The organism is Paenibacillus sp. ICGEB2008 (assembly GCF_000307675.1).
Classification (GTDB): Bacteria; Bacillota; Bacilli; order Paenibacillales; family Paenibacillaceae; genus Paenibacillus; species Paenibacillus polymyxa.
The window spans coordinates 597463-612063 of sequence record NZ_AMQU01000007.1; the positions used below are offsets into that span (position 1 = coordinate 597463).

Annotated in this window: 10 protein-coding genes, 1 pseudogene and 1 riboswitch; of the genes and pseudogenes, 4 read left to right on the plus strand and 7 right to left on the minus strand. The window is 46.7% G+C overall.

Translation table 11 applies throughout. The features are described from left to right. Positions 1 to 7: 7 nt before the first annotated feature. Positions 8 to 1375, plus strand: a complete 1368-nt coding sequence (locus C400_RS0107355) for an HlyD family secretion protein (protein ID WP_017426511.1) — start codon at positions 8 to 10, stop codon at positions 1373 to 1375. A gap of 1 nt (position 1376) precedes the next feature. Then, entirely contained in the window at positions 1377 to 2600 is a 1224-nt protein-coding gene (locus tag C400_RS0107360; protein WP_017426512.1) for an ABC transporter permease, read from the plus strand. An 89-nt stretch (positions 2601 to 2689) separates the two neighbouring features. On the opposite strand, the gene C400_RS28680 is transcribed toward C400_RS0107360, so the two are convergent. From C400_RS28680 to C400_RS0107370, 3 genes are read right to left on the minus strand one after another with little or no spacing between them, the layout of a single operon-like run. Next, positions 2690 to 3193: a glycine betaine ABC transporter substrate-binding protein gene (locus C400_RS28680; protein WP_232795328.1), complete on the minus strand. Its 504-nt coding sequence runs from the start codon at positions 3191 to 3193 to the stop codon at positions 2690 to 2692. Positions 3194 to 3227: 34 nt separating this feature from the next. Further along, positions 3228 to 5285, minus strand: coding sequence for an ABC transporter permease/substrate binding protein (locus tag C400_RS0107365; RefSeq protein ID WP_017426514.1), 2058 nt, complete (start codon positions 5283 to 5285; stop codon positions 3228 to 3230). Then, positions 5260 to 6483, minus strand: a complete 1224-nt coding sequence (locus C400_RS0107370) for a quaternary amine ABC transporter ATP-binding protein (protein ID WP_017426515.1) — start codon at positions 6481 to 6483, stop codon at positions 5260 to 5262. Before C400_RS0107370 ends, C400_RS0107365 begins: the two co-directional genes overlap by 26 nt. Positions 6484 to 6997: 514 nt before the next feature. On the opposite strand from C400_RS0107370, the pseudogene C400_RS0107375 reads away from it, so the two are divergent. After that, positions 6998 to 7562 (plus strand): annotated as a pseudogene (locus tag C400_RS0107375) (GbsR/MarR family transcriptional regulator). A gap of 152 nt (positions 7563 to 7714) precedes the next feature. After that, positions 7715 to 9196, plus strand: coding sequence for a carboxylesterase/lipase family protein (locus tag C400_RS0107380; protein WP_017426516.1), 1482 nt, complete (start codon positions 7715 to 7717; stop codon positions 9194 to 9196). 140 nt (positions 9197 to 9336) lie between these two features. On the opposite strand, the gene C400_RS0107385 is transcribed toward C400_RS0107380, so the two are convergent. The 4 genes from C400_RS0107385 to C400_RS0107400 all read right to left on the minus strand — a co-directional run bounded on the left by C400_RS0107385 (position 9337) and on the right by C400_RS0107400 (position 14591). Next, positions 9337 to 11367, minus strand: a complete 2031-nt coding sequence (locus C400_RS0107385) for a methyl-accepting chemotaxis protein (RefSeq protein ID WP_017426517.1) — start codon at positions 11365 to 11367, stop codon at positions 9337 to 9339. A 227-nt stretch (positions 11368 to 11594) separates the two neighbouring features. Further along, the gene (locus tag C400_RS0107390) at positions 11595 to 12542 is read right to left on the minus strand and encodes a DMT family transporter (protein ID WP_016821176.1); all 948 of its coding nucleotides are present in this window, start codon (positions 12540 to 12542) and stop codon (positions 11595 to 11597) included. Positions 12543 to 12713: 171 nt separating this feature from the next. Next, a riboswitch (FMN riboswitch) is annotated at positions 12714 to 12858 on the minus strand. A gap of 124 nt (positions 12859 to 12982) precedes the next feature. Beyond that, positions 12983 to 13675 carry an ABC transporter permease gene (locus C400_RS0107395; RefSeq protein WP_016821175.1) on the minus strand — a complete coding sequence of 231 codons (693 nt, stop codon included), beginning with the start codon at positions 13673 to 13675 and terminating at the stop codon, positions 12983 to 12985. Further along, a complete protein-coding gene (locus tag C400_RS0107400; protein WP_016821174.1) occupies positions 13668 to 14591 on the minus strand; it encodes an ABC transporter ATP-binding protein in 924 nt (307 codons plus the stop codon). Before C400_RS0107400 ends, C400_RS0107395 begins: the two co-directional genes overlap by 8 nt. Positions 14592 to 14601: the final 10 nt, after the last annotated feature.

Genomic DNA, 14601 nt, shown 5'->3' on the forward strand with positions numbered 1-14601 from the left:
TGAGAACATGAAAGCCAAAAAATATGCGATTTACATCGTACTTATTATTTTAATCGCTGTAGGAATCTATGCTTTGACTGCTTTCCCACGAGGGAGCAGCAGCTTATCCGCAGATGAGTCTTCTTCTATCCCTACGGCTTATGTAGAATCCGATACGCTCAATGCCAGCTTTAAGATGGCGGGACGTATTGATCAGATGCTGGTGAATGAGGGCGACAAGGTAAAAAAAGGGCAGGTGAAGCTAGCCCATCTGGAAAGCCGTGAGCTGGAAGATAAGGTGAAGCAAGCACAGGCTGCTTTGCTGGCAGCCAAGAGCAATGTGTCCAAAGCGAAAGCCAGCGTATTGCAGGCTCAAGCAGGCGTAGGCCAGGCACAGGCTACCGTGAGCGCCGCTCAGGCCAAGAAGAGCCAAGGTACGACAGCGGTCAGTGTGACTGCTGAGGCTTCCTCCAGCCAGATAGAACAGGCCCAAGCGGCTGCGAACGCCGCCAAAGCGAAATTGGATGCCCTCAAAAGCGGGGCAAGACCGCAGGAGATTGAGCAATTGCAAGCATCTGTGAAGGTAGCGAAGGAAACGCTGGACCTGACTGTTAAAAATCTGGAGCGTGCCAAAAAGCTTCAAGAAGCCGGTGCAGCAACTCAGGCCTCACTGGATCAAGCGACATTGGAACATCAACAGGCAGTGGCCAAGTATAATGCTGAGTCGCAAAAATTGGATATGGCGCGGGAGGGAAGCCGTAAGGAGGAAATTACGGCGGCTGAAGCCCAATACCGTCAAGCCTTGGCTGCAGTGAAGGAAGCACAGGCAGGAGCGGGCAAAGTGGCTGTGCAACAGGAAGATGTCAAAGCTGCTCAGGCTTCGGTAGAGCAAGCGCAATCCGCTGTGAAGGCGGCGCAATCGACGGTAGAGCAGGCACAATCTGCGGTTGAAGGTGCCAATGCACAGGTAGCCCAAGCGGAAGCTGCACTTCAGGAGGCTCAGACCTATTTGGGCTATACTACGCTGCGTGCGCCTGAGGATGGGATCGTAAAATCCAAGTCGCTTAGCTTGGGTGAGATGGCTAGCGCAGGATTTCCTGTCTATACTATTGAAACATCCACACAGCGTTGGGCTAAATTCTATGTACCGGAAACGTCTCTGAACGGTCTTCAAGCAGGGGATACAGTTCAAGTTAAATTACTGTCAGGCGGTAAGGAGCTGAAGGGCAAAGTCATTTTGTTAGAATCGGCTGCGGACTTTGCCATTCAAAAACCGAGCCAAAGCTCAGGTGATAAGGATGTCCGTTCCTTTGGTGTGAAGGTAGCATTACCGGATCTTGCGGCTTCCGTTCCAACAGGCTCCACGGTTCTGTTTACAGGCAAAGGGGCGCAGTAATATGCAGGGTTCACAGGAAAGACTTCGTATCCGCGATGTGTTTCGAGAGGAATGGCTGAGTATCTTCCGGGACCGCCGCTTTATGGCTATTCTGCTGATTACGCCAATTGTGTATACGATACTGTTCGGCTTCCTGTATTCGCATCAGCGGATTACCGAGATGCCTGTTACGGTGTATGACGGAGATAATTCGCAGCTTAGTCGCCAAATCATTCAGGCGTTCGACGCGACTGATTCATTTGCCGTTACACGGCAAGTGACCAATCAGGAAGATGTAGTCCGCCAGGTGGAGACTGGGGAAGCCAAGGTCGGAATTGTCATTCCAGATAACTTTACCACTCGGCTTAAGCATGGGGAAAATCCACCTGTGCTTACGCTGATTGACGGCAGTAATATGATGTATTCCAATAGTGCCAGTCGGATTGCCAATCAGGTCATTAGTAGCGTGAGTGCCGGAGTATCGCTCAATTCCATGAAGCAAAAGGGAATGAACGCCGATCAGGCCGCCTCGACGCTGACTACCATCCCGTTCCGATCCAGAGTGCTATTTAACCCGGTATATGATTATAAGCTTTTCATGCCGTTGGGGGTAATTTCTGCGGCTCTCCAGCAGTGCTTGCTGCTAGGTATTGCGTTGTCTTGCACGCGTGATAAGGAAGCTGGGACTTGGGGAAGATTTGGCGCATGGAAAAACACCCCTTGGCGCTTGGCTATTGCCAAGCTAGCACCCTATTATGCGGCGGGAGCTTTTAATGTGCTGACTGTATTCAGTATTAGCGCTTTATGTTTCGATATTCCGTTTAGGGGACAGGTACTGCCATTGATTTTGGTTTCGCTGGTCTTTAACTTTGCTTTGTGTGGATTAGGGTTCCTGTTCAGTCTCTTTTCCAAGACCAGAGTGGATGCAACACAAACTCTGATGCTCATTGCTGTTCCTTCCTTTATGCTGTCAGGTTATACGTGGCCATTAGAAGCAATGCCCGGCTTCTTGCGAGGGCTTGCTGAAATATTGCCGCTGACGTATTATCTGGACGCAGTACGGAACATTACGCTCAAGGGTCTGGATATCACATACATCTTTAAGGATTTGATTGCTCTGGGCGTCATTGGTTGTGTGAGTCTGCTGGTGGCCTTCGTGATCTATCCGTTATTCTTTAGACAACATCAGACGACAGCACAGCATGCCGATGTGCCCGCTCAAGAAGGGTTCACAATCAAAGGCTGAGAGTAATTTTAAATTTGGATATTCAAAAGGCAGATCAGATGTAACCCTGATCTGCCTTTTATTTATTAGTATGGTTTAAAAGTGAAGTATTATTGCGTTTTGAGATCCTCAATAGAATCAATGGGTACATAGGATGGAACGACAAGTCCGGACATAACGCCAGTCATGCTGGTTCCGATGTCATCTACTTTATCCTTGTATTGAGTCCAATAATCAGCATGCGTCAATGGAAGCCAAGCGGCTGCGGTAGCATCTACACTTCCGCCAGCCACGCCTGTCCACATTGGGCCGATTTCCACTTGCAGCGCGGTTACTTTATAGCCCAATTTTTGTTCTAATACATATTTCAATACGTTCGTACTGGCAATTTCCGAATCCCAAGCAGCGTAGCTCAGCTTCAGAGGATCGCCATTGACGGGCTGCAAGCCCTTGATCCATTCCTGTACTTTATCAGGATGCTTATCAGCCCAGTTCTTGGCAGCCTGCTGTGGGGGAGTACCATCTTGAATTGCGATCATCACTTCACCCATATCTTCAGCAGTCCACTTGAAACGGCTTAGAAATGCATAAGCCACAGGAGCATCCTGTTTCAACCCTTTGCGGGCAATGGTATGAATTTCTTCTTTATCACCATAAGCCTTTTTTAGGATCTTTTAAGTATTTCAAATCATACTTGTTAAACATCCAGTGAGGAGTCCAACCGGTTACAACGATAGGCTGCTTGGCTTTGATAGCTTTATCCAGTGTAGCGGTCATTGCAGCTCCAGAGCTTTCAAGCAGTTTCCAGTCGGACAATCCATAGTCACTGATAGCTTTAGCAGTCAGCTTCATCAGTCCGGCACCAGGGTCGGTACCGACAATGCGGTAGCCGACCTCCTTGCCAAAGTCCCCAGTAGCGGCGGAGGCTGGAGCCGCTTCGGCTCCGTTCCCCTGCAACTCAGTAATTGATTTAACATTCATGTAAGCTGGAACGACCAACCCAGTTTTAACACCAGTCATATTTGCACCTAGGTCGTCGAGTTTATCTTTGTATTTAGCCCAGTAATCCGCATGCGTTAACGGCAGCCATGCAGCCGGTGAGGCATCTACATCGCCACTAGCGACACCCGTCCACATAGGACCTGCTTCAACTTGCAGTGCGGTTACTTTGTAACCCAGATTATTTTCCATAATATATTTCAGCAAATTTGTACTCGCAATTTCCGAATCCCAAGCTACATAGCTTAGCTTAAAGGTATCGCCATTGACAGGTTGCAGTCCTTGAGTCCATTCCTGAACCTTGTCGGCATGTTTCTCCGCCCAATCCTTGGCAGCTTGCTCAGGGCTGGTCCCTTCTTGGATAGCAACCATCATTTCACCCATATCTTCTGCTGTCCATTTGAAACGTTTTAGAAACTCATAAGCAGTAGGAGCGTCCTGCTGCAAACCTTTACGGGCAATCGTATGAATACCCTCAGCTTCACCATAAGACTTTTTAGGGTCTTCCAAATATTTGAGATCATACTTGTTGAACATCCAGTGAGGAGTCCAACCGGTAATAATGATCGGTTTTTTCGCTTTGATGGCTTTGTCCAATGTGGCCGTCATGGCCGCACCGGAACCCTCAACTAGCTTCCAATCAGACAAGTTGTAGTCTTGAATTGCTTTAGCCGTCGACTTCATAATGCCTGCCCCGGCATCAATACCAATAATTTTATAATCAACCTCTGCGCCAATCGGATTGGCAGCAGCACTACCTTTACCAGCAGCGGAATGATCTGTTCCAACAAAATATTGAGATGCGCCAGCGATCAGAATAACCGCTGTAACTGCAGAGGTGATCCATACTTTTTGCTTGCTGGATACACGACTTTTGCTTCTTTTCGTCGGTTTGAACAGGTTTTGTGTAAAGCGGTCAAGTACAATAGCCAGAACGACCACAGCCAAGCCGGCTTCAAAGCCTTTACCAATTTGCAGCTGGGTCACAGCACGATACACAACCGCACCGATACCTTCCGCACCGATCATGGAAGCAATAACAACCATGGACAGTGACAGCATAATCGTCTGATTAATACCAGCCATTAAGGTAGGCAATGCCAGTGGCAGCTGTACTTTAAACAGCTTTTGCGCCGATGTTGAACCAAAAGCATCAGAGGCTTCAATCAGTTCATCCGATACTTGCATAATCCCCAGGTTGGTCATGCGAATGGTTGGGGGAATCGCAAAGATTACAGAGGCGATAACACCTGGTACAACACCCAAGCTGAAAAAGGTAACCGCCGGGAGCAAGTACACGAACGCAGGCATCGTCTGCATAAAATCAAGTAAAGGCGTGATAATGCGTGATGCTGACTTACTGTATGCACACCAGATTCCGATCGGAATCCCGATAACAATGGATACAAGCGCAGACGTGATGACCAGTCCGAGCGTGTTCATCGTTTCACTCCAATAGCCGAGATTATCAATCAGCAGGAAGCCGATGACAGTGAACAGTGTAAGCTGCACCCGCCCGATCATAAAGGCGATAATCCCGATGATCACGATGAACACCAGAGGGTGCGGAAGCATGAACAAGCCAGAGAAAAAGCCTACTACCGCTTCAATTACCGAAGAAATAACATTAAACAATCCAGCCAGATGAATACCCATCCAGTCTACAATGGATTGAATCCACTCAGCGATTGGCAGTTTCGGTATCATGGGCATTCACCTCCTTTGTAGTAGGTACATCTCCACTTAGTGCACCCAATAAAGCTCCACGGACGATAACGCCCAGCAATTTCTGCTTGTCATCGACGACAGCCAGTGGCACCTTGGACGAGCTTGTAATTTCAAACAAATCATTAATAACGGTTTCAGCAGGAACCTGCGGTCCGTCCGTGATCAAAATATCTTCAATCTTCAAATTGTTGCGCAGTGCATGAACAGCATCCTCGGCATTAATAACACCCAATAGCTTTTTGGTGCGGTCAATGACGAATAGATTGGAAATCCCACGCTCCCGCATCAATTCCAGAGCTACACGCGGACCGCGGTCCATAGTGATGGTTTCTGGACGAAGCATGACATGAGCAGCCGTCAATACTTTGGACAGATCCACATCCTCGACGAAGCGGGCTACATAAGAGTTAGCTGGTTGGATCATAATTTCTTCCGGTGTACCAATTTGTACGACCACTCCGTCCCGCATCAATGCAATCCGGTCACCAATCCGCAGCGCTTCATCCAGATCATGGGTGATAAAGACAATCGTTTTCTTCATTTTATCTTGAAGCTCCAGCAGCTCATCTTGCATGTCACGGCGAATGAGAGGATCCAATGCGCTGAATGCTTCATCCATCAGGAGAACTTCAGGGTCATTCGCCAGTGCCCGTGCCAGGCCGACACGCTGCTGCATACCGCCACTCAGCTCATCGGGCATTTTATCGCCCCAGTTTTTAAGACCAACCAGTTCCAGCGCTGTTTGTGCCTTTTCCTGGCGTTGTGCTTTATCTACCTTTTGAATTTCAAGACCGTATTCTACATTTTCCAATACAGTCCGATGTGGGAACAGGGCGAACTTTTGAAAAACCATGCTGATGGTTTTACGACGAACTTCGCGGAGTTGTTCTTTGTTCATCTTACGGAGATCTTTGCCGTGGACCAGAATTTCACCGGAGGTAGGCTCAATCAAGCGATTTAGCATTCGCACCAAAGTGGACTTGCCGCTACCTGATAACCCCATAATTACGAAAATTTCACCTTGCTTAATTTGCATGTTGGCCTTGTTAACACCAACAGTAATCTGTTTTTCTTTGGCCAGCTTTTCTTTGCCCCAGCCTTGCTCCAGGAGCGGAACACCTTGCTCTGCGTGAGGACCAAAGAGTTTGCTGACATTTTTGACTTCCAAAATCGTCATACATACACCTCTTCTTTCTATACTTTGCTTGGTATTAACCCCATGTTGCATGATGGATTGAGTATAAAAATCATAATTCTGTACATCCTGAACGGTTAATGACAAAATTAATTGTAACAGAAGCATCACTTACATTTCAAACAAAAAAACTGTTCGTAAAGTACGTACAGAAAAAACTGTACAAACTTTCCTTCGATATGCTCCTTCGTTCTTTAGAATGCTCAAACATTCGGAACTTTACAACCGATAGTGCTTTTTTTAAAATAGACAATGAAATATGACCATAACAAAAAGATTTATGTATATCCATAATTTTAAAAGTTTACTATCATTAGCAATTTTGCGAATTATGATTTTGAACGATCATGCTGTTGTAATATAGACAGAAGCTTTGCTTTTGAAACATTTCATTCAGTATTGAAAGATTTCATATATTGCGTCAAAGCTAATCCTTTACGGGTAAGTCGTTCATACTAGGTTGTGCAAAATGCTCTAAAATTAGGAGGTTGCAAGCATGAGCTTGTACCAGTTAGGTGATGAGCAGCAGGCGTCGCTGCAAAAAATTCGCAAACGTGTCATAGAAGCTATAGGTAAAAACATGGACCTATATGGGATCACTCTGTCTGCGGGGCATTTGTACGGTTTGCTTTTTTTTTGCGGATAAACCGATGACGCTGGACGAGATGGGCCGTGAAATGGAAATGAGCAAAACGAGCATGAGTACAGGAGTTCGAACGTTGTTGGATCTGAAAATGGTGAACAAGGTATGGAGCAAAGGCTCACGCAAGGACTTGTATGAAGTCGAATATGACTGGTACCAAACTTTTACTGACTTCTTCGCTATTAAATGGAGAAAAGCAGTAGAAACAAATTTACTCGTACTGCGCAAAGCCATTGACGAACTGGACAAATTGATGGCGCAGGGTGAAGAATACGAGGAATTTAAGACCATTCTTCAGCAAGACCGTATGAAAATGAAGCAGGCCGTGGCTTATTACAAGTGGCTAGACCGATTGATTGATTCGATGGAAAGCGAAGAAATTTACAAGCTGATTCCGAAAGAAGAGGTTCAGGATTAAGCAAGATCCACTCATTCTGTCTACAAAATGCCGGAGCGCAAAAGCGCTTCCGGTATTTTTTGGTTTGGTCCTGCGCAAAGGGTATAATAGAGATATGTAAAGATTGATAGTATACCGTTATGTTGAACATACAAAATAAAGGAGGGTTCATGATGGAGAGTAATACAGTACATACTCGTCTAGGTCAATTACGTGGAGAAACGGGGAATGGATATCATGTGTGGAAAGGTATTCCATATGCGCAGCCTCCTGTTGGAAAACTTCGTTTTCACGGACCACAGCCTTTGGAGCCTTGGGAGGGTGTACGGGCTGCGACGAGTTTCGGACCCATCTGTCCGCAACCCATGCCCTCCGCTGAAAGTATGACCGGAAATCTGGTGGAACCGCCGCAGCAGTCCGAGGATTGCTTGTATCTGAACATTTGGACACCGGCTTCGAAGGCTCCTGAGAAGGGACGTCCGGTGCTGGTGTGGATTCATGGCGGTGCCTTTGTCACCGGGTCTGGGATTATACCTTTATATGACGGGGAACGCATGGCGAAGAATGGCAATGTTGTTGTAGTTACGATCAACTATCGGTTAGGACCGTTAGGATTTTTGCATTTGACTCCAAAGGGGAATGGGCTGACCTCAAATGCCGGACTGTTGGATCAAATCGCTGCGCTGGAATGGGTTCGGGATCATATTTCTGCCTTTGGCGGCAACCCGGACGAAGTAACGGTGTTCGGTGAATCGGCAGGCGCGATGAGTATTGCCGCTCTATTGGCGATGCCAGCCGCTGAGGGGCTGTTCCAGCGTGCAATTTTGCAAAGTGGAGCATCGCAGGTGTTGCCAGCTGCACAGGCTGAGCAAGTGGCGGCTGTGTATTTGCAGCAACTGGGTGTGGATGCTCAGCATCCTGAGCGATTGTTTACGCTGCCGACAGATGCGTTGATGCTCGCTATGGCCAAAACACATGAAGTCATCGGACCTGGGATGGCGATGATTTATCAACCCGTTGTGGACGGGGTGACCTTGCCGGATGTACCCCTGTCGGCAATCGCCCAAGGTTCAGCAAAACAGGTATCTGTTATGATTGGAACGAACTTGCATGAAGGGAACTATTTTATCCGCAAAGAATCCCATCTGATGAACAAGCTAACAGCACGTCAGGCATTGGAAATGATGACAGGTATGTCCGACATTGGCGACCTGATAGAACCTTTTCCAGTTACCATTGAGGGACAGGCACAAATGTTGACTGATCTCATTTTTTGGCGTCCTGCGTTGGCTCTTGCCGCTGCACAGTCGGTGTATGCGTCGGTATGGATGTACCGTTTTGATTGGACACTGCCGGGCCATCCTACCTTTGGACAAGCGGTTCACGGTGCAGAAATTGCTTTTGTTTTCGATAATCTGAAGCTGCTGGGTAAGCTGGGATTAGAGATTCAACCTTCGATGGAGAAGCTTGCTCATGATATGCAGCAGGCATGGGTTGCTTTTGCACGGGATGGGGAGCCTATGCTACCTGAGCGAGCATGGCCGATGTACGACAGGCAACAGCGAGCTACAGCCATTTTTCATCAGGATATTATGGTGGAACATGATCCAGAAGGGGATAGACGCCGCCAGCTAACGGGGCAGATGAGCATATAGGTAAGTACGAGGCATCGTCTAAAGGAATCAACGAAAAAGCCTTCGCCCGTATTTTGTATGCGGGCGAAGGCTTTTGTTAGTAAACAGATACAGTACTGCTGAGCTTTCGTTGGTGAAAATTTCAATAATAGCTGTGGAAGCTAAATCTTAAATCGCTTAACAAGCTCTTGCAGATCCTGTGCCATGTTGGACAACTCCTGTGAGGAAGAGGCGATTTCCTCCATGGCTGCCATTTGCTCTTGAGCGGCAGCAGAGGTTGTCTGCGAACTGTCCGCCGAATTGCGGGATAGGCTTGCCAAATGGGTGACAGTGGCGGAAACTTCCTCTGTACTGGCTGAGATTTGTTCAGCAGCAGCGGACACACTTTGAATTTGTTCCACGATATGAGAAGTAGAGCGTTCAATATTCGTAAAAGCACCTTCTGCATCTTGGCTGATTCGTAATCCTTCACCTACCTGATTACGAACATTACCGTTCATCGTAGCGGTAGAGCGTTGAATCAAATCGAGCATCTGCGTAATGATCTGACTGATGGAATCGGCGCTTTCCTTGGACTGTTCCGACAGCTTGCGTACCTCTATAGCGACTACAGCAAATCCACGTCCAGCTTCGCCTGCTCTGGAGGCTTCAATAGATGCGTTCAGGGACAATAAGTTAGTTTGCTTGGCAATGGCAGCTATAGCCGCATTCATTTGCTTCGCATCGTCCGAGAGCTGGGATAGCTCATCCATCAGGCTAGCCGTTTGGCTTACAGCTTCCAAAATGCGGTCCATTTGTGTCCGCACATGGCTGATCATTTGACTGCCTTGAGCTACGTCCTGCTCGGTTTGTCCTGCTGAATCCACGATGGAGCTTGCCGATTCGGCAATCGTGCTGACACCCTTCGCCATTTCTTCAACAGCATTGGCGGTTTGCTCGGATGCCTCGGCGCTGGTCACTGCATTTTCCGCGGATTCCATAACTGTTTCCGCTACGTGTTGTACGGACTCCGTCGTTTGCTCTGTGCTCTCCTTGATTATCAGGGAAGAGGAAGCAAGACGGGAGGAGGTTTGGTTGACTTCGGAGACCATTGAATGCAAGGAATGCGTCATCTGGTCAAAATTCTGTGCCAGCTCGCCGAACTCGTCCTTTCTAGACAGATTAACACGTTCGGTCAGATTTCCATCACGGACGATCCGTGTTCCTGCTTGCAGCTTTTTGAGTGGGATCAGGAATGAGCGGACCATAAGCACTATGATGATCGCAGCGGCCAGTATGGAAATAACAATTACAATCAGGCTTTGCTTCAGAATCGGTTGGGCTGCATCACTGTAATCCTCCAGATCCGATAGTGCAACAATGTTCCAGCCAGTGAGAGGGTCCTTAAGTGTAAAGGCCAGTACGTCCCGATTCATAAATTGAATTTGCGACACGGAAGGAGTATCATTTTCACCGGTTGCCGCCACTTCGGGAAGGCCCTCCATGGTGTCAGCCGGTTTTTTGCCTGTCTTGGTAAAGGCTGTTCCAGTCCCAGATACAACTTTATGATCAGAATCAACAATGATGAGTCCTCCGCGTTCACCTATCTTCACAGATTGGAGACTTTCACCCATCTTGTCCAGATTCAAAGCCAATGCAACAGCTCCTTCACCGTCCTTGAGCGTTGCCGATACATTAACCACTAAGTTTCCTGTCGTAACGCTGGCAACTGGAACGCCGACGAATACCTTGCCCTTATGTAGCATTGCGTTTTTGTACCATTTTCTCTCCCTAGGATCATAATCAGCCTCCTTTTTTATCGGAGAACGGATATATTGTCCTTCCATATTGCCAAGGAGCGCGGCATCTAACTCAGGATGAGCTTTGACGATGACGTCCAACTTTTTCTGAAGTGCTTCTTGGTTGGAACCAATGGAATCAGATTCGATCTCACTGGTAAGCACGTCTACGTCTTTTATAATCGGTGCTACATACTGATTAACATTGCTTCGGATCAGATACAGATTCGTGTTTACGGAAGCAGCCATCTGCTGACTGAGCTGTGTCGTGGCCCCCTGGTAAGAAAAGTATCCAATAAGTACGCTTGGAATCAATAACACAGCCAAAAAAGATATTATTAATTTTGTCCTCATTAAATAAAACTGCTTGAGAAACCTGTTCCACCACGGAACTGTTTGTTTTGCTTTAGTCATAGTTTTTTCTCCTCTGTGTCAGATGATCACTACATAGTTTTATTCGACATAAATCGACTAATTTTATAGATGTAATCTTTAAAAACAAGGAATAGTACACTTTTTTTTGAAAAAATAGGTCTTAGGAACTAATGTTAATATGAATATGAATACATAAAAAGCCAAATCAGAGATGCAAAAGCATCTTCACGATTTGGCTTGGATGAGCATGAAAGAAGATTAAGCTATTAATTTTTCTGCTGACGAGAAATCATAAAGAGTGTAATCCAGATCAGCATAAAACCAGTCAATTGCGCTACGGTAACGATTTGCTGGAAAGCGATCCAGTTAATTACGACACCAACCATGGGGAAGCTCAATTCTGCCATCGTAGCATAAGAAGCTTTGGTTGTACTTAAGCCTTTGTAATACAGTAATAAACTGAGAAGACCCGGAAGCAATGCTTGCAGCAGCAAGTTGATCATTACAGCTGCGCCCGCCCATGTACCTGTAGGCATATTCCACGGAGCATGCTCCACCGAGGTGAGAACAATGAGCAGAGGGAGCGCCACCATGAAGCGGAGGGAGGTTACTGTCTCATATTTCATCGAACGAAGCAAGTAGCTACCCATAACGGTCGAACCGCCCCACAGAACCGCTGCACCTAGTGCGAGCAGACTACCAATGTGAACAAAATCATGAACATGCCCAAAGGGAAGCGACCAACCGAAGGTTAGAAGATACGTTCCGAACAGAGCGATGACAATTAATATTCCAAAATGACGCGGTAGCATTTCCTTCAATATAACGCGGGCCAGAATAATGGCGACCAAAGGCTGAAGCTTCTGGAGCAAAAGAACTGCATTCAGATCACCGTTGCTGAGTGCCATGGTGAAAATCACACTGGCCAGTGCCGAGCCGCCCCACGAGACGAACAAAATAGCGAAAACCTGACGAAATCGTATCGTTTTGAGCTCCTCGCGATGCTTCCACAGCATCGGCGTCAGAGCGATAAAGAGCAGCACATGCTCCATCAGTACGATTTGTGCTGAGGTGAATGACTTTAACAAAATAATACGAAACAGCGGGTCTGCACCCCACAAGGCCGCTCCGATCGCGACTAGCCAAAAACCGCTTTTCATGTGGGAGCTACGATCAAAACCTTTGGATGATAGTACAGTTGATGATTGACTCATACTTATTTAGCTCCTTGCGAATACAGGACCGGTGGCACAAAAACCCCCGTCCATGGCGAAAGCCATGCAAGACGGGGGTTGATCAAATAAACTTGCCGTTTGATACAAGTTAAATGAAGTTACTGCAAAAACTATAGCGCAGCATTCATTCACTTTGCGGCATGTTCATACTTCGATCTTCTTCCATCCGGACTTTACCGTCGGCTTTGGCATCTCACCAAATCAGTCCGTATCCTGTTGCCAGATACAGAGTCGCGGGCTTAGCTCCATGAGCCATACCGCCGGTTGGGAATCTCACCCTACCCCGAAGATCCTTATTCCGTTTTTTAATTTCTCCTATAGGATATACCTGTTTTAGAATGAAGTCCAGTGAAAAATGTGTGTATATCTAACAAGGATTTTCATCTTTTTTTGAAAGCGTTTCACTAAAATCTATATTACTAAGCAATATCCTTATACTCAATGCGCCGAATTGCCGCATAAGCCACAATCATTCCCAGCACAGAGAAGCTGATTTGCACGGGGGCAATGGAACTAAGTGTAGCGCCGTTATTATTGGAGAAAAGCAAGGCTACAACCAGAATTGAGGTCACAATAGTCGTGGGTACTGAGTATCTTCGCATTCCCATATACAGCGGAACCAATCCCATAAAGCTGGCGGCCACGGCATTGATTAGCGTCCGCGCGGATTGTTCGGCCAGTATGGAAAGAGTAAGCTTATCCGGTACAATCATGACAAACTGGTTGAGCAAATGAATCGCAGCCGTAATGATGATTTCCGATATAACAACAGACAAGAACGTAAACAGCAGCACAATCAAGAGTTTGGCGATCATCAGCTTTTGACGATGAATCGGATACATGAACAAGATTGTAATCGATTTGGACTTAAATTCTCCTACAATAAAACGGCATAGCAGAACGGAGGCAAATACAATAAATGTGGCTCTCACCATATTGTCCATGAGATCAAGAAGCTGAGCGTACTGTGTAAATTCGGGTACTCCTTCATTTTGGCTATCCAGCGCAATAATACAGAGCAACCCCAAAATACAGGCGTTGGCGATCAGTGCTGAACGGATATAACCCGCCAGATGAAGCTTTTTCATCTCCAACTGTATTAATCTAAGCATGGGGCTCACCTCCATGTAACAGACGTAAAAAGTAGTCTTCCAGCGTACTGCTTTTCTGATGAATGGAATCGACTTCTACATCATTTAAAATGAGCGTTTTCGTAATTTGCTTCTGCGGTACACTCATATCGTAAATACGTATACTCTGTTCATTGAGTACCTTTATATTATTCAGACTCAGATGATGGGAGAGGACGTAGGCCGCTTTTTTACAATCGTTGGTCGTAAATTCGATGTATTCTGTATTGGTATCCCGTACCTGTTCCATCGAAACTTCCTCAATCAGCCGTCCGTGATTAATCACGCCTATTGTATCCGCAATCTGCTCTATTTCCGCTAAAATATGACTGGATACGAGCAGCGTCATCCCATATTCCTTGCATAACATGTGGAATAACTGCCGAATTTCCTTAATTCCCACTGGGTCCAGACCATTAATTGGTTCATCCAAAATGAGTAGCTCTGGCTTGGTCGCAATGGCCCGGGCAATCCCGAGACGCTGCTTCATTCCTAGTGAAAAGTCTTTTACTGGCTTGTCACTCGCATTCCGCAAGTTCACTAATTCTAGCGCATCCCGGACAGCCTGTTTATTATAATAGCCCATGTATTCACAATGAAGTTCGAGATTTTGCTGAGCCGTCAGTCTATCATAAAAAATTGGGTATTCAATAATCGAACCCATCCGTCCGAGCAGATGATAAGAGTTTGGCGTTAGCTTTTCACCGAACAGTTCAATCTCACCCGATGTCGGCTTGAGCAGGTTGGTAATCATTTTCATGATCGTTGTCTTGCCCGCCCCATTGGGACCGAGAAAGCCATAGGTTTCCCCCTTGCGCACATTCATACTGACCCCTGCTACAATTTCATTGCCCTTCATGGCTTTGGTCAGCTGATGTGTACGTAATATGTAAGTCATGGGTGTTCTC

Bases quoted from the DNA above. Each gene is read 5' to 3' on its own strand.
- C400_RS0107370 (WP_017426515.1), bottom strand. From the start codon at position 6,483: ATGACGATTTTGGAAGTCAAAAATGTCAGCAAACTCTTTGGTCCTCAC.
- C400_RS0107380 (WP_017426516.1), top strand. From the start codon at position 7,715: ATGGAGAGTAATACAGTACATACTCGTCTAGGTCAATTACGTGGAGAA.
- C400_RS0107355 (WP_017426511.1), top strand. From the start codon at position 8: ATGAAAGCCAAAAAATATGCGATTTACATCGTACTTATTATTTTAATC.
- C400_RS0107360 (WP_017426512.1), top strand. From the start codon at position 1,377: ATGCAGGGTTCACAGGAAAGACTTCGTATCCGCGATGTGTTTCGAGAG.
- C400_RS0107395 (WP_016821175.1), bottom strand. From the start codon at position 13,675: ATGCTTAGATTAATACAGTTGGAGATGAAAAAGCTTCATCTGGCGGGT.
- C400_RS0107365 (WP_017426514.1), bottom strand. From the start codon at position 5,285: ATGATACCGAAACTGCCAATCGCTGAGTGGATTCAATCCATTGTAGAC.
- C400_RS0107390 (WP_016821176.1), bottom strand. From the start codon at position 12,542: ATGAGTCAATCATCAACTGTACTATCATCCAAAGGTTTTGATCGTAGC.
- C400_RS0107385 (WP_017426517.1), bottom strand. From the start codon at position 11,367: ATGACTAAAGCAAAACAAACAGTTCCGTGGTGGAACAGGTTTCTCAAG.
- C400_RS0107400 (WP_016821174.1), bottom strand. From the start codon at position 14,591: ATGACTTACATATTACGTACACATCAGCTGACCAAAGCCATGAAGGGC.